Source organism: Pseudomonas sp. F220 (assembly GCF_057813935.1).
Genome location: NZ_JBVASJ010000021.1, coordinates 23091 through 40722 on the forward strand (window position 1 = coordinate 23091; position 17632 = coordinate 40722).

21 protein-coding genes are annotated in these 17632 nt (G+C 59.6%); 13 read left to right on the plus strand and 8 right to left on the minus strand.

Annotated features, from left to right (window positions below; all coding sequences use genetic code 11):
* Positions 1–63: 63 nt before the first annotated feature.
* The 3 genes from rnd (at position 64) to ACZYSM_RS18200 (ending at position 2546) form a co-directional block, all read left to right on the plus strand.
* Positions 64–1197: a ribonuclease D gene (rnd, locus tag ACZYSM_RS18190; protein WP_489073165.1), complete on the plus strand. Its 1134-nt coding sequence runs from the start codon at positions 64–66 to the stop codon at positions 1195–1197.
* Positions 1194–1487: a YcgL domain-containing protein gene (locus ACZYSM_RS18195; RefSeq protein WP_489073166.1), complete on the plus strand. Its 294-nt coding sequence runs from the start codon at positions 1194–1196 to the stop codon at positions 1485–1487. The genes rnd and ACZYSM_RS18195 overlap by 4 nt, the downstream gene beginning before the upstream one ends.
* A 126-nt stretch (positions 1488–1613) precedes the next feature.
* Entirely contained in the window at positions 1614–2546 is a 933-nt protein-coding gene (locus tag ACZYSM_RS18200) for a D-2-hydroxyacid dehydrogenase (RefSeq protein WP_489073168.1), read from the plus strand.
* A gap of 138 nt (positions 2547–2684) precedes the next feature.
* Here the strand turns inward: ACZYSM_RS18200 and ACZYSM_RS18205 are convergent, their stop codons facing one another.
* Positions 2685–3278 carry a nitroreductase family protein gene (locus tag ACZYSM_RS18205; RefSeq protein ID WP_489073170.1) on the minus strand — a complete coding sequence of 198 codons (594 nt, stop codon included), beginning with the start codon at positions 3276–3278 and terminating at the stop codon, positions 2685–2687.
* 279 nt (positions 3279–3557) lie between these two features.
* Between ACZYSM_RS18205 and ACZYSM_RS18210 the strand changes: the two genes are divergently transcribed.
* Positions 3558–4007, plus strand: coding sequence for a YcgN family cysteine cluster protein (locus ACZYSM_RS18210; RefSeq protein WP_489073172.1), 450 nt, complete (start codon positions 3558–3560; stop codon positions 4005–4007).
* 63 nt (positions 4008–4070) lie between these two features.
* Entirely contained in the window at positions 4071–5309 is a 1239-nt protein-coding gene (locus ACZYSM_RS18215) for a hypothetical protein (RefSeq protein ID WP_489073174.1), read from the plus strand.
* Positions 5310–5432: 123 nt separating this feature from the next.
* Here the strand turns inward: ACZYSM_RS18215 and ACZYSM_RS18220 are convergent, their stop codons facing one another.
* The 4 genes from ACZYSM_RS18220 to ACZYSM_RS18235 form a co-directional block, all read right to left on the minus strand.
* Complete coding sequence (locus ACZYSM_RS18220) at positions 5433–5810, minus strand: YgaP family membrane protein (protein WP_489073176.1); 378 nt, start codon at positions 5808–5810, stop codon at positions 5433–5435.
* Positions 5811–5891: 81 nt separating this feature from the next.
* Positions 5892–6359: an RNA methyltransferase gene (locus ACZYSM_RS18225; RefSeq protein ID WP_419115039.1), complete on the minus strand. Its 468-nt coding sequence runs from the start codon at positions 6357–6359 to the stop codon at positions 5892–5894.
* A 187-nt stretch (positions 6360–6546) separates the two neighbouring features.
* Positions 6547–6921 (minus strand): YajD family HNH nuclease, encoded by a 375-nt coding sequence (locus ACZYSM_RS18230; RefSeq protein ID WP_489073178.1) that lies wholly within the window; start codon positions 6919–6921, stop codon positions 6547–6549.
* Positions 6922–6970: 49 nt separating this feature from the next.
* On the minus strand, positions 6971–7657 hold the full coding sequence (locus tag ACZYSM_RS18235; protein ID WP_489073180.1) for a spermidine synthase: 687 nt from the start codon (positions 7655–7657) through the stop codon (positions 6971–6973).
* 98 nt (positions 7658–7755) lie between these two features.
* Here ACZYSM_RS18235 and ACZYSM_RS18240 point away from each other — a divergent pair, with 98 nt between their 5' ends.
* The gene (locus ACZYSM_RS18240) at positions 7756–8046 is read left to right on the plus strand and encodes a hypothetical protein (protein WP_489073182.1); all 291 of its coding nucleotides are present in this window, start codon (positions 7756–7758) and stop codon (positions 8044–8046) included.
* On the opposite strand, the gene ACZYSM_RS18245 is transcribed toward ACZYSM_RS18240, so the two are convergent.
* Both ACZYSM_RS18245 and ACZYSM_RS18250 read right to left on the minus strand, forming a co-directional pair.
* On the minus strand, positions 8043–8516 hold the full coding sequence (locus tag ACZYSM_RS18245) for a cyclic nucleotide-binding domain-containing protein (RefSeq protein ID WP_489073184.1): 474 nt from the start codon (positions 8514–8516) through the stop codon (positions 8043–8045). The two genes, ACZYSM_RS18240 and ACZYSM_RS18245, sit on opposite strands and share 4 nt — an antisense overlap.
* A gap of 103 nt (positions 8517–8619) precedes the next feature.
* Positions 8620–10689, minus strand: coding sequence for a S9 family peptidase (locus ACZYSM_RS18250; RefSeq protein WP_489073186.1), 2070 nt, complete (start codon positions 10687–10689; stop codon positions 8620–8622).
* 101 nt (positions 10690–10790) lie between these two features.
* Here ACZYSM_RS18250 and ACZYSM_RS18255 point away from each other — a divergent pair, with 101 nt between their 5' ends.
* Genes ACZYSM_RS18255 through ACZYSM_RS18265 form a run of 3 tightly spaced genes read left to right on the plus strand, consistent with a single transcriptional unit; the run spans position 10791 to position 12651 of the window.
* Positions 10791–11288: an MFS transporter gene (locus tag ACZYSM_RS18255; protein WP_489073188.1), complete on the plus strand. Its 498-nt coding sequence runs from the start codon at positions 10791–10793 to the stop codon at positions 11286–11288.
* A gap of 32 nt (positions 11289–11320) precedes the next feature.
* The gene (locus tag ACZYSM_RS18260; RefSeq protein WP_489073189.1) at positions 11321–12097 is read left to right on the plus strand and encodes a class II glutamine amidotransferase; all 777 of its coding nucleotides are present in this window, start codon (positions 11321–11323) and stop codon (positions 12095–12097) included.
* A gap of 11 nt (positions 12098–12108) precedes the next feature.
* Positions 12109–12651, plus strand: a complete 543-nt coding sequence (locus ACZYSM_RS18265) for a DUF2937 family protein (protein WP_489073191.1) — start codon at positions 12109–12111, stop codon at positions 12649–12651.
* 176 nt (positions 12652–12827) lie between these two features.
* Here ACZYSM_RS18265 and ACZYSM_RS18270 read toward each other — a convergent pair whose 3' ends face one another.
* Complete coding sequence (locus tag ACZYSM_RS18270; protein ID WP_489073193.1) at positions 12828–13742, minus strand: LysR family transcriptional regulator; 915 nt, start codon at positions 13740–13742, stop codon at positions 12828–12830.
* 143 nt (positions 13743–13885) lie between these two features.
* Between ACZYSM_RS18270 and ACZYSM_RS18275 the strand changes: the two genes are divergently transcribed.
* The 4 genes from ACZYSM_RS18275 to ACZYSM_RS18290 all read left to right on the plus strand — a co-directional run bounded on the left by ACZYSM_RS18275 (position 13886) and on the right by ACZYSM_RS18290 (position 17628).
* The gene (locus tag ACZYSM_RS18275; RefSeq protein WP_489073195.1) at positions 13886–15184 is read left to right on the plus strand and encodes an MFS transporter; all 1299 of its coding nucleotides are present in this window, start codon (positions 13886–13888) and stop codon (positions 15182–15184) included.
* Between the two features lie 70 nt (positions 15185–15254).
* Positions 15255–16007, plus strand: coding sequence for a 5-oxoprolinase subunit PxpA (locus tag ACZYSM_RS18280; RefSeq protein WP_489073197.1), 753 nt, complete (start codon positions 15255–15257; stop codon positions 16005–16007).
* Complete coding sequence (locus ACZYSM_RS18285) at positions 16004–16708, plus strand: 5-oxoprolinase subunit B family protein (RefSeq protein WP_489073199.1); 705 nt, start codon at positions 16004–16006, stop codon at positions 16706–16708. The genes ACZYSM_RS18280 and ACZYSM_RS18285 overlap by 4 nt, the downstream gene beginning before the upstream one ends.
* Positions 16705–17628: a 5-oxoprolinase subunit C family protein gene (locus ACZYSM_RS18290; protein ID WP_489073201.1), complete on the plus strand. Its 924-nt coding sequence runs from the start codon at positions 16705–16707 to the stop codon at positions 17626–17628. The genes ACZYSM_RS18285 and ACZYSM_RS18290 overlap by 4 nt, the downstream gene beginning before the upstream one ends.
* The last annotated feature ends 4 nt before the right edge of the window (positions 17629–17632 follow it).

The following is a 17632-nucleotide window of genomic DNA, read 5'->3' on the forward strand; positions in this document are numbered from 1 at the left end:
GTGGATGCTCGGAAATCGCCGAGGGCGATATATACTGCGCGCCATTCTTCAAGGGAGAGCCGTGTGGCCATCGATATTCACTGGATTCGCGACAACGATAGTCTCGGTCAGTTTTGCGCCGAGTGGCAGCAGCTGCCATTCGTTGCCCTCGACACCGAATTCATGCGGGTCGACACTTTTTATCCAATCGCCGGGCTGCTTCAGATTGGCGATGGCGTGCGCGCTTACCTGATTGATCCTTTGACGATCGACAACTGGCAACCCTTGGCCGCATTGCTGGAAAACCCGGCGGTGATCAAGGTCGTACACGCCTGCAGCGAAGACCTGGAAGTATTGCTGCGTCTGACCGGCAGCCTGCCAGCGCCGCTGTTCGATACGCAATTGGCCGCCGCCTACCTGAACCTGGGTTTCTCTATGGGCTATTCACGCCTGGTCCAGGAAGTGCTGGGCATCGACCTGCCCAAGGGCGAGACCCGTTCGGACTGGTTGCAGCGCCCGTTGTCTGAAACCCAAATCAGCTATGCCGCAGAAGATGCTGTGCATCTGGCTGAGGTTTACATCCGGTTGCGTCCGAAACTATCTGACGACAAGTACGCCTGGGTACTGGACGACGGTGCTGAACTGGTGGCCAATCTGCGCCGCGAAGTCGACCCGTACGAAGTTTATCGCGAGGCCAAACTGGCCTGGAAACTCTCCCGCGCCCAACTCGCCGTGCTGCGTGAACTCTGCGCCTGGCGTGAGCGCGAAGCCCGCGCTCGTGACTTGCCGCGTAACCGGATTGTCCGTGAACACTCGTTGTGGCCATTGGCCCGGACTCAGCCGGACAACCTTGCGGCGCTGGCAAAAATCGAGGACATGCACCCGCGTACCGTGCGTCAGGACGGCGAGTTTCTGCTTGATCTGATCAAGCAGGCTGGCAGTGTATCGCCAGATCAATGGCCCCCAGCGGTGCCTGAGCCATTGCCAGTGGAGGCTGCGGCGCTGATCAAGCGTTTGCGGGCACTCGGTCAGGCTGAAGCTGAACGCCTGGACATGGCGCCGGAATTAATGCTGCGCAAGAAAACCCTGGAAGCCCTGCTCAAAAGCGGCTTCCCCGAGGGCCCTTATCAATTACCTGATTCATTGCGTGGCTGGCGCCGCGAATTGATGGGCCAGGCGCTGCTCGACAGCCTGGCCACCGCCGGAGAACAGCCTTGAAACGTATTTGTTCCATCTATCGAAGCCTGCGCAAGAACGAGATGTACCTCTACGTGCTGAAAAGCGATGCCCTGGAGCGCGTCCCGGAAACCCTGCTGCTGGCGTTCGGCAAACCGCATCATGCCTTCGATCTGGTGCTTAGCCCGGAGCGCAAGTTGTCCCGCGAGGACATCAACATCGTGTTGGAAAACCTCGACAAGCAGGGCTATCACCTGCAAATGCCGCCAGCCGAAGACGAGTACATTGAGCATTTGCCCGAAGAATTGCTGCGGCGTAATGATCCGCTCTGACGGACCGGTCCGGGTGCTCTGTCCAGAGCACTCTTACAAATGGAACTGAATAATCTGGCGGTGGCCGTTAGTGATGGGGAAAACCCCGTCGACGATCACCTGCACTGTTTTTGAAAGGTTTGAACCATGCGCGTTCTGATTGCTGAACACGACCACGCTCTTTACGCCAAATTGTTGCGTCAGGCTGCTCCTGACCTAGAAGTGCTCACCAGTGGCGACTCCGCCGAGCTGGCGAGCCTTGCCGCTGATTGTCCGATCTGGCTCGGCCAGCCGGATTTGCTGGCGACCCTGCTGCGTCAGGGCCACGAGCCGCAGTGGCTGCAATCGACTTGGGCGGGGATCACCCCGTTGCTTGCCGAGGGTTTGCCTCGGCATTACCGGCTGACACGGGCAGTGGGTATTTTCGGACAGGTCATGGCCGAGTACGTGCTGACCTATATGCTCGGCCACGAGCGCGAAGTACTGGCACGCCTGGTCAGCCAGGTCGAGCGCAAGTGGGACAACCGCTTGGGCCAGAGCCTGGCGGGACGCAAGGTATTGATTGTCGGCACCGGCGATATTGGCCGTAGCGTGGCGCAGTTCCTGCTGCCGTTCGGCGTCGAGTTGTACGGCATCGCCAGCGAAGCTCGAGAGCAGTCGCCGTTTATCGAAGTTGCCGGGCTGGAGGATTTGGGGCGTCTGGTCGGGGAGGTCGATTATGTAGTCAACCTGCTGCCCAATACTCCCAACACCCATGATCTGTACGACGCGGCGCTTTTCAAGCAGTTCAAGCCGACCGGGTTGTTCATCAACGTCGGGCGCGGTGTGGCGGTGGTCGACGCGGATCTGGTCGAAGCGTTGAAGGAAGGGCATTTGGCGGGGGCGGTGATCGACGTCTGCCGTCAGGAACCGTTGCCGCAGCGTCACCCGTTCTGGACGGCCTGGGGCTTGCTGCTGACCGGCCACAGTTCGGCGCCGACTTCACCGTCAATGATGGTGCAGTTGTTTGTCGAGAACCTGCGGGCGTATCAGGCCGATACGGCGTTGCGCGGGGAAGTGGATTTCAATCGCGGGTATTGAAGTCGCGGTGATCAACTGTGGGAGCAGCCGGTCGACGCTCGATTGCTCGCGATGGGGCCATCACATTCAGCATCACTGTTGACTGTCACGCCGCCATCGCGAGCAAGCTCGCTCCCACAGTTGGTTTTGCAGTGTGGCTTACAAACTGAAATCACCCTCAGCCGCCAACTCATTCAGTGGGCGGCGCGGGCTTGGGGTTTCCCGGGCTTGCAGGTACTCGGCCAGGGTCGCCTTGTCCCCCAGTTTGCCGATCGCCACGGCGGCATGCAGCGCGTAGCCTTCAGGAATATTCAACTCCTTGCGGGTCAGCTCCTGATCGAAACCGGCCATGCCGTGGGAGTGCCAGCCGCTGAGGCTGGCTTGCAGCGCCAAATGGCCCCAGGCCGAGCCGGTGTCAAAGGTGTGCCACAGCGCCGGAGTTTCTTCCTCGGCACCAGGCGCCGTGAAGGTGGTTTTCGACATCACGATCACCAGCGCCGAGGCGTGTTGTGCCCAGCTGCGGTTGAATTCATTCAGCAGCCCCAGGTAACGCTCCCAGTTCGGCGTATCGCGACGCGCGTAGAGAAAGCGCCACGGCTGCGAGTTGTAGGCGGATGGTGCCCAGCGCGCGGCTTCGAAAAAGCTCAGCAGGGTTTCTTGCGGGATGCTTTCACCGGTGAAGGCGCGGGGAGACCAGCGGTCGGTGAACTGTGGGTGGATCGCATATTCGGCAACGCGGGGATTAGCGCTCATGAAGAGTTCCTGGCTACGTTTATGAATGAAAAAAGGGTAAAAACCGGCGGGCGCGGTTGAGCTGTGCGAGGTGGTTTTTCTGGCCCTCTTGCAGTTCGCCGGGTGCAACGCGGTTGAGCGTTAATGGCACTTGGGCATGGGCCTGTGCGACCCGCAAAGCTACTTCGCGGCGTGTAAACTGACAAGTCTTGATCTACCGGCAGTCGTAAGCGCTTGGCCCGCGGGGCCTTGGGCACTAGACTGGCGGCCTTTTCACTCCCTGATACTGATGTTTGAGCCATGGCCGCCAAAGTCGAACCTTTCTGGATACGCAAAACCCTCGAACAACTCGATCAAGAGGAGTGGGAGTCGTTGTGCGATGGCTGTGGCCTGTGCTGCCTGCAAAAGCTCGAGGATGAGGACGACAACAGCGTCTATTACACGCGAATTGCCTGCAAGCTGTTGGACCTGAAAACCTGTCAGTGCACCGATTACACCAATCGTCGCGACTCGGTGCCCGATTGCATCCAGCTCACGCCGGGCAAGGCTGATCAGTTCAAATGGTTGCCGCCAACGTGCGGCTACCGTTTGGTCAGCGAAGGCAAGGACTTGCCGCTCTGGCACCATTTGGTCTGTGGTGACCGCGATGCGGTGCACCACGAACGCATCTCTCAATCCGGGCGCATGCTCGCCGAAGGCAGCGTCGCCGAAGAAGATTGGGAAGATCATCTGATATTTCGTGCTGGTTAAGAGCGTGCTGGTTGAGAGCCGAGCGGGTTAAGCGTTTCAACGTTGACTCACCAGGGAGTGTGTATGGCTGTGGGATCAAGGCTGCCGTTAGCTTTTCTGCTGTTGGCGCTGAGTTCGCCGCTGTGGGCGGCGAAGAAAGTCGATCTGGATTACCACGTACGTTTGTTGCCGCAGAGTGATCAGGCCGAAGTGCGGCTGACACTGGCCGACGGTGCTGCGGTGCGTAGTCTGGACTTCGATCTGGGCAACCGCGGTGATTACAGCGATTTCCAGGCCGATGGTCAGTGGCAATCCGCTACGCCCAAAACGCTCGAAAATCTGCGCGGTATCTGGCGACCTGCCAGTGGCAAATCCAGTCTCACCTACCGTGTACGTATCAGCCATGCCCGCAAGAATGGCACTTTCGAAACGCGCATGACCCCGAGTTGGGCGTTGCTGCGCGGCGAAGACCTGGTGCCGGCAGCGCGTTTGGATCAACAGGACGGCATCGAGCTGGTGTCGCGTCTGGAATTCGAATTGCCGACAGGCTGGAAAAGCGTCGAAACCGCTTGGCCGCGTATTGGCAAAAACCGCTTTCGGATCGACAACGTTTCGCGCCTGCTTGACCGGCCGACCGGCTGGATGCTCGCTGGAACCCTGGGCAGTCGCCGCACTCGCCTGGGAGAAACCGAAGTCACGGTCGCCTCGCCGCTAGGGCAGGGCATGCGGCGTATGGACGTGCTGACGCTGCTGACTTTCGTTTGGCCGCAAGTGCAGGCGGTATTCCCGCGTCACCCGAACAAGTTGCTGATTGTCGGCGCCGCCGACCCGATGTGGCGCGGCAGCCTGGCCGGGCGAGATTCGATCTACCTGCACAGTCGCGTACCGCTGGTCAGCGAAAGTGGCGCCAGCCCCTTGGTGCGCGAGTTGGTTCAGGTCTTTGGCCGGATTAACGGCAGCCAGCGCAGCGACTGGATCAGAGAAGGCTTTGCTGAGTACTACGCGATCGAACTGGTGCGCCGGGCGGGTGGCATGAGTGACGAGCGTTATCAGGCCCTGGAGACCAGACTGGCCAAGGACAGCCACGCAGTCACCACCTTGCGCGGTGAGAAAATCAGCGGGCCGGCGGTTGCCAAAGCGGTGTTGCTGTTGCAGGAGCTGGACCGTGAGATACGCCTGAAAACCCGTAACAAACGTTCACTGGATGATGTGATGCGCGCGGTCATGCACTTGGGAAGCGTCAGCACCAAGGAGTTTGTGCAATTGAGTGGAAGCATCCTCGGCGAGCCGTCGAAGGTGCTCGATAGCGAGTTGTTGCAGTAGTCGCAAGAGATCAAAAGATCGCAGCCTGCGGCAGCTCCTACAGGGGGACGCGGTCGGCGTAGGAGCTGCCGCAGGCTGCGATCTTTTTGGGTCAATGAAGACTTTGTTGGTACACCAGCGCCATCAAACCCCGGCTTTAGGCGATTTCACCGAATCATTGCCAGTCACCGTCGCAGTACGATTCGCCGCCTCTGCATTGGCTTTCAAGCGGCTCAACTCTTTCCCGGCTCGTTCGATTTTCGAGCGCACGTTGTTCATGTCCTGACGGCTTTTTTCCAGCAGGTCTTTCGCCGAGCTGTGGCCAGTGATGCCTCGGGCCAGGGCTACGCCGCCAATCGCCACCTGAATCAAACCGAAAACGCCACCACGGCGCAGACCTTTGCCCATCATCACCACGCCACCGGCCAGCGAGCCAATGCGCTCCCAGCCCTGGACGTTTTGCGTCGGCTGAGTCTGGAGCGGGGTGGATTCGATGCGCTCTACGATTTTGCTGTCGCTCATGATCTGTCTCCAGAAGGGTGATTGATATAAAGCTGACTGCGCGAGCGCGTCGCTTGTTCCGTCCGTTTTTATAGTTGCAAACTAGAACTTCGGACCGGAGCGTGTGTTATTGCCTTTTGCCATGCGGTCGTAAAGCACCACGTTGACGGTCGCGGCGAGGTTCATGCAGCCGGTGGTCGGGATGTACACCACGTCTTCGCACCAGTCACGGATGTCTTTATCCAGGGAACCGTCTTCCGGGCCGAAGATATACAGCGCGCGATCCGGATGGGTGTACTCCGGCAGCGAGCGGGCGCCTTCGACCAGTTCGACAGCGACTGGCACGCAGCCCAGAGGGAGAATTTTTTTCAGGTCTTCGATGCCGATCAACGGAATGTCCTGATGGACTTTCTTGGTGTCGGTGACGAAGTCGCGGGCGCGTTCATAACGCTTGCCGGTGTAGAACACCGACGCCACGCCATAACAGCCAGCGGCGCGCATCACCGAACCGACGTTCTCCGGTGATTTGGGGTTATACAAACCAATGCAGCTGTACCGTTTGTTTGCCACGAGCCGGGTGCCTTCGAGAAAAACCGCGATTATACGGGGATTGCTCAAGGGGCGGTCAGTTAGAAAATGTGTGTTGCCTGGTCAATTGCCATCGCGAGCAAGCTCGCTCCTACATGGATTGCGCATAACCTGTAGGAGCGAGCTTGCTCGCGAGAGGCCGGAACTATCAAAGAAAATTTGGCAGGGCTTACTCGTCTTTCTTCATCAACCCCGCCAGTGCGGCGAACGGGTTGTGGGTGGCCTTGGCGATTTTCGGTGAGCTGGTGGAGCCTTCGCTGAAATATTGCTGGTCGGTGTAGCGCGAGTGCTCGTTGTCGTGGCAGTACAGGCAGAGCAGCTCCCAGTTGGAACCGTCCTGCGGGTTGTTGTCGTGGTTATGGTCGCGGTGGTGCACGGTCAGTTCGCTCAGACGTTTGCCGGAAAACTCACGGGCGCAGCGACCGCAGACGTGCGGGTACATCTTCAGGGCTTTGTCGCGGTAGCCCATCTCGCGGTCGCGCTGAGCGTCGGCGAGGATGCGGTCCAGCTTGGCGGTGTTGGACGGTGGCGTTGACGAACTCATGGGTTCACCTTTGTAAAAAGACTAATGACGGTTATGAACCAAGTTTAGCTCAGGCCTTGAGCTTCTCGGCAATCCAGATGGTGTGCCGCGTGCCTTTGTTGCCGTGGGCGAAGACTTGCACTTCCTCGGCCTTGAAACCGGCTTTGCGCAGCTTGTCGGAGAACTGCCGGTCAGCACTGGCCGACCACACGGCCAGCACACCTTTGGGGCGCAAGGCCTTGGCGCAGGCGCTAAGGCCTCCAGAGGAATACAGCCAGCTATTGGCCTTCTGGGTCAGGCCTTCGGGGCCGTTGTCGACGTCGAGCATGATCGCGTCGAAACCCTGCGGTTCGGCTTGCAGCACCTTGGCGACGTCGTCCATACGGATCACTGTGCGTGGGTCGAGCAGCGGTCGACCGGATTTCTCCCCCAGCGGCCCACGATTCCACTCGACTACGCCGGGTACCAGCTCAGCGACCACGACTTCGGCGGTCTTGCCCAAGTGCTTGAGGGCCGCGGCAAGGGTGAAGCCCATGCCCAGGCCACCGATCAACACGCGAGAGCCCGGACGGCCCGCCACCTTGCGGCAGGGAATCTCCGCCAGGGCGTCTTCGGAGCCGTGCATGCGCGTGTTCATTAGCTGCCCGCCGTCACCGCCCTGGATCTTGATGACGAAATCCTCTCCGTATTCGAACAGGCACAAGGCACCGCCGTTTTCGGGGATTGGGGTGGTGTCGAGCAGAACGAAACGTTTCATGGGACTCTCATTAAGGAGGGAAAACTGGCATTGAGAAAGGCAAATTTGCGCGGTTGAGAGTAGCCTGAAGACAGACGACAAGGGCAACGGAGCCATTGATGAAGTGCACCATTCTAACGGCCATTGTGTTGGCCGCGCTCTCGATAAGTGCAGCGCAGGCACAAGAGCTACAATCTGTCCCGGTGACTCCAGGGCCGGCCTCGGGCTCTCCTGGCACCGCGACACCCACGCCGTATCCACAGATCACGCCGATGAGTGTGCCCAAGGCTGGAGGCACAAGCGCCAGCTCGCCGTTGCTGCCACCGATTGAAATGCCCAATCCACCCAAGGATCAGACCTTGCCAGCGTTGGAGCAAAACCAGCAAAAAAACAAGACGCCCGGCGGTTAGACCTGCTGCGAAAGCAGCTGCCCATCGGCCATGCGCAGGCGTTTGGACAGTGCGATGGCAACGGCGCGGATGATCTTGGCGGCGATTTTCGGAGCGTCGTTGAGCATCTTTTCCAGCGAGTCCTTGCCCAGATTGAGCAATTGGCAACCGCTGGCGGCGACACAACTGGCCGAGCGCCGTTCGCCGTCGAGCACCGCCATCTCACCGAAGGCCCGGCCACTGCGCAGGGTCGCGATAGTCACCAACTGACCTTCGTTGTTGCTCTTCTGCACCGACACCTGGCCTGTGTGGATGATGCACATGAAGCTGCCGGCATCACCCTCATGGAAAATCTCTTCGCCTTGGGCGATGGTGCTGATGCTGAAGTAGCCGGCGGCGGCATTGAAGTCGGCCGGCAGCAGCTGATCGAACATGCCGCAGTCCATCAGCCAGTCGCGGATTTCGTTGTTCAGTAAGGTCGGTTCTGACATGTCATCACGGTCTTTTTCTTGTGTCTGTTGCTGTTCCGGGCTCTGGGTGGGAGGCCAAAGCCCGGTGGCCCAGTGTTAAGACCGGGACGAGGGGCGGAGTTCCTCAGGCAATGCCCAAAACCTTAAAAACAAATGCGTATTCGAGCGCTACGTCACGCAATCCCTGATAACGACCGCTCATGCCGCCGTGGCCAGCACCCAGTTCGGTCTTGAGCAGCAGCAGATGGTCGTCGGTCTTGGTCGCCCGCAGTTTGGCTACCCATTTGGCGGCCTCCCAGTACTGCACGCGGCTGTCGTTGTAGCCGGCGATCACCAGAGTCGCCGGATAAGCCTGGGCACTGACGTTTTCGTAGGGCGCGTAAGCCTTGATCCGATCAAAGACTTCAGGCTCTTCGGGGTTGCCCCATTCGTCGTATTCGGTGACGGTCAGCGGCAGGTCCGGATCGAGCATGGTGTTCAGCACGTCGACAAACGGCACTTCGGCAATCGCTGCCTGGAACATCTCTGGACGCTGATTGAGCACCGCGCCGATCAGCAATCCCCCGGCGCTGCCGCCACTGATCGCCAGTTGCGATGAGGTGGTGAAGCCGTTGGCGATCAGGTGTTCGGCGCAGGCGATGAAGTCGCTGAAGGTGTTCTGTTTGTGTTCCTGTTTGCCGGCACGATACCAGGCCTCGCCCAGTTCACCGCCGCCACGTACGTGGGCGATGGCGAAGGCGACGCCGCGATCCAGCAAACTCAGGCGCGCATGGGAAAACCACGGGTCAAGGCTTTCACCGTAGGCGCCGTAACCGTAGAGGTAGAGCGGTGTTGGCTTGCGCTCTTGGTTTTCGAGTAAGGCTTCGCGTTTGACCACCAGGCTGATCGGTACCTGAGTACCGTCAGGGGCCGTGGCCCAGAGACGTTGACTCACATAAGCGTCTGGATCGAACGGGCCGAGCACCGGGGTTTCCTTGAGGACTATCTGTTCGCCAGTCGCAAGCTCCAGCTGGCGAATTTGCGCCGGACGATTCAAGGCTTCGTAGCGCAGACGGATCTTGTCGCTGACGAACTCCAGGCTGTTTTGCACATGCAGGCTGTAGGCCGCATCGGGCAGTTGCACGCGGTAGGCGGGCAAGCCTTGGGGGCGGACCTCAATGATCGGCAAGCCACCTTCGCGCAGGCTCAGGGTCAGGGCCGAGGCGTTCAGGCTCATGCCGTCGAGCATCACGCTGTCGCTGTGAGGGATCAGGTTCTGCCAGTCATCCTGGGACGGTACGGCACCGTTGTCGGCAGCCTCATACAGCGCGAAGTTGATACCGTCGCGGTTGCTGCGAATCAGCCAGGCCCATTGGCCGTCGAGTTTGCCGTGGTCGACGTCATACTCATGGCCTTCGACTCGCGGCGCCAGGCAGGTGAACGGCTGCAGCGGCTGTGTGGCGTCGAGCACCCAGACTTCGCTGGTAGTCTTGCTGCCGAGGGACAGCAGCAGTTGGCGTTCGGAGCTTGAGCGGTAGCAATGCAGGAAAAAACGCCCGTCAGGCTCATTGAACACCTCCTCGGCCGCAGTGCCATCCAGGCGATAGCGAAACAACTTGTGCGGGCGATGGGTGTCGTCCAGCTCACCGAAGAACAGCGTCAGGCTGTCATTGGCCCACGTCATGCTGCCGTCGCAATCCTCGAACGGCAGCTCACTGACTTTGCCGTTGGACAGTTCCTTGACGAACAGGGTGTAGGTTTCTTCGCCGCTGGTGTCCAGACTATAGGCCAGGCGCTGGTGGTCCGGGCTGATGCTGAAGGCGCCTAGGGAGAAAAAGCCGCCGTTGGCCAGCACGTTCGGGTCGAGCAGCAGCTCTTCCAGGCTTTCATCAACCTTCTGACTGTCATCGGCCGGGCGCGGGCAGCGGTAATGCCGGGCGTACTCATCACCTGCCGTGGTGCGGGTGTAATACAGATACGGGCCCCAAGGCGAGGGCAGCGACAGGTCGGTTTCTTGAATCCGTGCCTTGATTTCTTCGAACAAGGTTTCGCGAAGTTGGGCCTGATCGGCCAATTGCGCTTCTTGATAGCGGTTTTCGGCCTTGAGGTAATCGAGCACCGGTGCGCTGTCGCGGTCCTGCAGCCAGGCATAAGGGTCAGTGCCGTCGGCCTTGTGGGCTATCGGGGCGGCGAGAACGTTGGCGGATAGGGGCATGAATGGCTCTCGGACGTAGTACAAAAGAAAGGTTCGCGGACAGCGGTGCAGCCTGACATGCGAAAAGCCGTTATCATAAGCGTCTCTTTGCCTGCCTTGCCATGGACACCATGACCGAGAACGACTATCTGATCGCTTGGGGCCTCTACGCCTTCGCCGCTTTAGGCTGCCTGTTGGTATGGATGCGCATGACCCGCTGGATGTGGCGCTGGTTGCGCGAGCCATTGCGCTTGCTGATGGCCGTGCTGTTGTTCAGCCCGACCATTATCGACCCGGTGAAGGAAAAGTTCGCTCCGGCCGTGGCCATTACTGCTCTGGACATGCTGTTCAAGGTCGGTAACAACGTCTGGCGTGCGATCTCTGACCTGCTCATGTACAGCATGATCGCCTTTGGCATTTACCTTGTTTTCGTGTTGATCCGCTGGCCGATCGAGCGTGCTTCCAAAGCCCGTCGCGACCAGGCTGCTGCCGCGCAGGCTGCGGCGTCAGCGCCGGGCCCTGAGGATGATCAGCCTTTCGGTGGTGCCGGTGATGACCGCTATGGCCGCCCACCCGTCCCCAGCAACCCCCAGCGTTCGCGAGTCGAACCGCGTTTGTAACCTTGCCCCGGCATTGAAGCGAGAGTCCGAGCATGTGTGAGTTATTGGGCATGAGCGCCAATGTACCGACCGATATTGTGTTCAGCTTTACCGGGCTGATGCAGCGCGGTGGCCGCACCGGTCCGCACCGTGACGGTTGGGGTATCGCCTTCTACGAAGGCCGTGGCTTGCGTTTGTTTCAGGACCCGGCAGCCAGTTGTGACTCCGAAGTCGCGCAACTGGTGCAGCGTTATCCGATCAAAAGTGAAGTAGTGATTGGCCATATCCGTCAGGCCAATGTCGGCAAGGTATGCCTGTCCAATACCCACCCTTTTGTTCGTGAGCTGTGGGGGCGCAACTGGTGTTTTGCCCATAACGGCCAATTGGCCGATTTCCAGCCCACCGCCAGTTTCTATCGGCCGATCGGCGATACCGACAGCGAAGCAGCGTTCTGCGATGTGCTCAACCGTGTGCGCCACGCATTTCCCGAGCCGGTGGACGTCGAGCAATTGCTCCCGGACCTGGTGGCCGCCTGCGCCGAATACCGAACCAAAGGCGTGTTCAACTGCTTGCTCAGCGATGGCGACTGGCTGTTTTGCTATTGCTCGACCAAGCTGGCGCAGATCACTCGTCGTGCGCCGTTCGGCCCGGCGCGTTTGAAGGATGTCGATGTGATCGTCGATTTTCAGGCAGAAACGACGCCCAACGACGTGGTGACCGTGATTGCCACCGAGCCCTTGACCGAAAACGAGACCTGGACCCGCTACGAACCGGGCCAATGGAGCCTGTGGCGACGCGGCGAATGCGTCAGCCAGGGCCAGACCGAATAAGGACGTCCCCTATGTTGCTCAGTTATCTGCGACTGGTGTTGTTTGCCATTGGCTTGTTGGTTGGTGTGCAGGTGCCGGGTTTCATCAGCGACTACGCCAAGCGGGTTGAAGCCCACTTGATCGAGGCGCAGACCGGGCTTCAAGGCTTTCAGGGCACCGCGCAACAGTTCTTCAAGGGTGACCTGCAAGCGCTGGTGGCTCATTACCGCGCCAGTGAGGACCCGGTGTTTCGCAGCGATGCCGACAGCTTGAGCACCCTGCTCAATCGCCAGTTGGCACTCGATAAACAGTTCCAGGCGATGCAAGGCCCGTGGTACATCCGCGCGTTGCAGGTGGCCTTGGCCGCCGACCCGGACATTCGCAAGGAAACCTGGAACGGTTACAGCTATCAGATCCTGCTGACACCCGAAGCAATGAGCTGGGGCATGGGGGGCGCGTTGCTGCTGTCGTTCGGTTTGGAATGCCTGTTTCGCTTGATCGATTGGGTGGTGCTGGGCGGTAAACGCCTGCGCCAGAGCCGGCCGATAGAAGAGCGGGATTTGAAGGGTTTGTAAACTTCTGAGCAGGACGTATTACTTGTAGCAGCTGCCAAAGGCTGCGTTCGAGGGCGAAGCCCTCGCAATCGGGTGAACTCATTAGCTCTGAAAAACGCATTCTTGGCATTTACGACCGCTACGCGGCCGAACGCAGGCTTCGCCAGCTGCTATAGGGTTTTCGGTCCTCCTGTAGATCAGTTTGCTAACACGATATAACCCTCACCCACCTTTTGTGCATAACTGCGCAAGACCTTCTGACACAACGCCACAATCTCTTCGACCAATTCCACCCCGACCCGCCATGACACCACCACTTGCAGGTTCGGCGGGCGCTGTTCGATCGCCAGCAAGGTCAATTCCCCTCGCGCCAATTCCTCACTGACCAGTACCGGCGGCAGCGCGCCAATGCCGAAACCGTCCCGCAGCAAACGAGTGATCGCCGACACCGAATTCACGCAGTTGAGTCGTGGTGCAATCACGCCGTTGGCCTGCATCAGACTGAGCACGTCCTGATGGGGATGAGAGTTTTTCGAATAGGTGATGATCCGCTCGCGGGCAAGGTCGGCGACGCCTGAGTATTCGCGGTTGTAGATCGAATTGGTGGCGGCGATCCAGCCGATGGGATGACTCGCCAGCTCCAGGCTGCGGATGGTTTCCTGACGCAACAGATCGGTTTGCAGCACCAGATCAAGAAAGCCTTTTTGCAGCTGATCGCAGAGGTTGAGTGAGGTATCGGCGACTAGTTCGATTTCCACCAAGGGGTAGGCGTCCGTCATTTCCGCCACCAGCGGGCTTAGCCAGGTATGGATCACCGTGTCCATCACACCGATACGAATCCGCCCGACCTTGCTCGAGCGGGTAGAGATCGACTGCTTGAGCGCCTGCATGGTGTCCATCATCTGCTCGGCGTAATCGAGCACTTTCAAGCCTTCTGGCGTCAGACTTACCCCGCGCGAATCACGCAGAAACAGCTTCACCCCCAGCTCGCCTTCGAGCACGGCGATGCGGCTGGATATTGAGGCCTGAGTGGTGAAGAGCTTTTCCGCGGTCAGGCGAAAGCTCTTGAGTCGGGCCACCCAGACGAAGGTTTCGAGAAACTTGAAATTCATGGGATCAACTTTTTCTTATGCCTTGAGGTGGTTTTTATTAGTTGGACGGGCAGGGCGCCTGCGCCAAAGAATGCGCCTAACCCACGATAAGCGTCGTCGGGACTCAGAACAATACCAATAAAATTAGCGTGGAGATTTTTGCCATGAGTGCGCCCGACACCCTCGACATCGCCAAGCTCGAGAGCAAAGTCCAGAGCCGACCCGGTCCTTTCGACTGGTATCGCAATATCAATCAGCAGGAACGCCGGACTTTCTGGAGTTGCAAGATTGGCTATGGCCTGGACGGCATGGACACCCAGATGCTCAGCTTCGTCGTGCCGACTCTGATCGCCATGTGGGGCATCACCACCGGCGAAGCCGGTCTGATTCACACCAGCACCTTGATCGCTTCTGCCATTGGCGGTTGGGTCGCCGGCATTCTCTCCGATCGCATCGGCCGCGTGCGCACGCTGCAACTGACGGTGCTGTGGTTCGCTTGTTTCACCTTCCTCTGCGGGTTCGCCCAGAACTATGAGCAATTGCTGATCTCCCGCACGTTGATGGGGTTTGGCTTTGGCGGTGAATGGACCGCCGGTGCGGTGTTGATGGGCGAGGTGATCCGCGCCAAAGATCGCGGCAAGGCGGTTGGCATGGTGCAATCGGGCTGGGCTTTGGGTTGGGGGCTGACGGCTATTTTGTACGCGGTGCTGTTCTCGCTGCTGCCACCAGAAGACGCCTGGCGCGCGTTGTTCATTCTGGGCATCGTGCCGGCGATCTTCGTGATTTTCGTCCGTCGACTGGTCAAGGACCCGGAAATCTACCGCGAGGCTAAGGCCCGGCAGGAACCAAGCCACCCGGCAAAGTTCTACGAGATCTTTGCCCCGGGCATGCTCAGCACCACGATTCGCGCCTCATTGCTAACCACCGGAGCGTTGGGCGGTTACTACGCAATCACCTCATGGCTGCCGACGTTCCTCAAGAATGAGCGCGGTTTAAGCGTGCTGGGCACTGGTGGTTATCTGGCGATGGTGATTGTCGGTTCCTACGTGGGTTACGTGATCAGCGCCTATCTGACCGACATTCTGGGGCGTAAAAAGAACTTCATTCTGTTCGCCGTCGGCTCTTTCATTATTGTCCTGCTTTACACCCAACTGCCGGTCAGCAATGGCGTGATGCTCTGGCTGGGCTTCCCGCTGGGGTTCTTCGCCTCGGGAATTTTCAGTGGCATGGGCGCGTTCCTGACTGAGCTGTTCCCAACGCGGATTCGTGGCTCAGGCCAGGGCTTCTGCTACAACATCGGTCGGGCACTGGCGGCATTATTTCCGCTGCTGATTGGTCTGCTCAGTCAGAAAGTACCGTTGAGCATAGGGATCGGGGCGTTCGCGGCGGTCTCTTACGGTGTGGTGATTCTGTCGGCCCTGAGCCTGCCGGAAACTCGGGGCAAGCAACTCGACGCGCAGTAACTGATAATCTGCGGGATGCTGACGAAAGGTCCCGCACAAGAATATTCAACAGCCTACAGGAGTGTTCACCGTGAACCGCCTGCTATTGAACTGCGACATCGGCGAAAGCTTTGGCAACTGGACCATGGGTCTGGACGCCGAGGTCATGCCGTTCATTGATTGCGCCAACATTGCCTGCGGTTTCCATGCCGGTGACCCGAGCATCATGCGCAAGACGGTCAGCCTTGCGCTGGCCCACGGCGTAAAGATCGGGGCTCATCCGGCCTACCCGGACCTGGTGGGTTTCGGTCGCCGCTCCATGGCCTGCACTCCGCAGGAAATTCAGGATCTGCTGCATTATCAGATCGGCGCCCTCGATGGTATTTGCCGGGCTCAGGGTAGCCGCGTGAGTTACGTCAAACCCCACGGCGCGATGTACAACGACATGATGGCCAACCCTGAGCAACTGCGTGCGGTGATCCAGGCCGTGGCCGCGTATGACCGGCAATTGCCGTTGATGCTGATGGCGACTCGCGACAACAGTGCAGCTCAGGCTTTGGGCGATGAGTACGGTGTGTCGTTGTGGTTCGAGGCATTTGCTGACCGAGCCTACGACAGTGCCGGACGGCTGGTGTCGCGGCAGTTGCCGGGGGCGGTGCATCACGATCCCGAGAAGATCATCGAGCAAGCGCTGATCATTGCCCGTGGTGAAAACCTGATCGCCAGTGATGGAAGCGCGTTGCACTTGCAGGCCAACACCCTGTGCGTGCATGGCGACAACGCCAGTTCGGTCGCCGCCGTGCAGCGTATCCGCGAGGCCTTGAACCAGCAGAATCAACCATGAAGCCACGGGTTGAAGTGGTTGCAATTGACTGCCTGATGGTGCGTCTGTTCGACGTCATCGCCGAGGACAACATGCCGTGGATGCTCGCTGCCAGTGAACGACTGCGCAGCGGGTTCGCCGGGCATCTGATCGATCTGGTGCCGTCTTACACGACCTTGATGGTGCATTACGATCTGACGGCGCTGACACCCGCCCAGGCCCGCGAACTGATTGCGGAGGCCCTGACCGATTTGACGCCGAACCCTCAGACCAGTGGCCACTGCCATGTGCTGCCGGTCTGGTATGACCTGAGCGTCGGGCCTGAGCTGACTCTGTTGTCCCAACGCAGCGGCTTGGCGGTGGACGAGGTGATTCGTCGCCACAGCGAGCGTGAGTATCAGGTATTTGCTCTGGGCTTTGCGCCGGGTTTTGCCTTTATGGGCCTGGTGGAAGAGGTGCTGGCTGCGCCGCGTTTGAGTACACCGCGCAAGCGCGTGGCGGCCGGCAGTGTGGGGATCGCCGAGCGGCAGACCGCAGCGTATCCGGTGGTCTCTCCCGGTGGCTGGAACCTGATCGGCCGCACACCGAGCAAACTGTTCGACCGCGAACGCGACGGCTATAGCCTGATGCAACCGGGCGATACGGTGCGCTTCGAGGCCGTCGGCCATGCAGAGTTCATCAACCTGGGCGGTGATGATTCGCCGTTGGAGAGCGTGGCATGAGCCGTCTATTGATTGAAGCCAGCACGCCGTTGTGCTTGTTGCAGGACGCAGGGCGTTTCGGCGTCCGGCATCTGGGCGTGACTCAGGGCGGCGCGTTGGACTGGGTATCGATGTCCTGGGCAAATTGGCTGCTAAGCAATGCGCTGGATGCGGCGGTGATCGAAGTGACCCTCGGTGGTTTCACTCTATTGGCGCAAGACGATTGCTGCCTGGCATTGGCGGGGGCGGATCTTGGCGCGCAACTTGAGGGTCAACCTCTGGCGCCGTGGCGCAGTTTCAGTCTGAAGAAGGGCCAGCGCCTGCAGTTCACTCAACCGCTGCTGGGGGCTCGAGCCTATCTCGCTGCACCAGGTGGTTTCGCTGCGTCCAGCGTGCTGGGCAGTTGTGCCACGGTGGTTCGAGAAGAGCTAGGTGGCCTTGATGGTTTTGGGCGGGCGTTGGCTAAGGGTTCTGAGCTGAGTTATGTGCAGTCAGCAGTGAATGCGCGCGAATTGCCTCGCGAACTCATTCCGGATTTCAAGCAGAACCCACCACTGGATGTAGTGCTCGGTGCGCAGATCGGCGAGTTCAGTGGGCAAAGTTTGTTCGATGCCTTCAATAGGGTCTGGACTGTCGACAGTCGGGCTGATCGCATGGGCATTCGTCTGCTCGGGCCAGCGTTGCAGTATCAGGGCCAGCCGATGATCTCCGAGGGCATCCCGCTGGGTGCCATTCAGGTGCCGCCGGACGGGCAGCCGATTGTGCTACTCAATGATCGGCAGACCATTGGCGGCTATCCGAGGTTGGGGGCGTTGACACCGTTGGCGCTGGCGCGGTTGGCGCAGTGTTTGCCTGGAGCGCAGGTGCGCTTGGCGCCGGTGGTGCAGGAGACGGCGCATCAGCAGCAGGTCGAGTATTTGCAGCGGTTTATGAACCGCTAAGAAC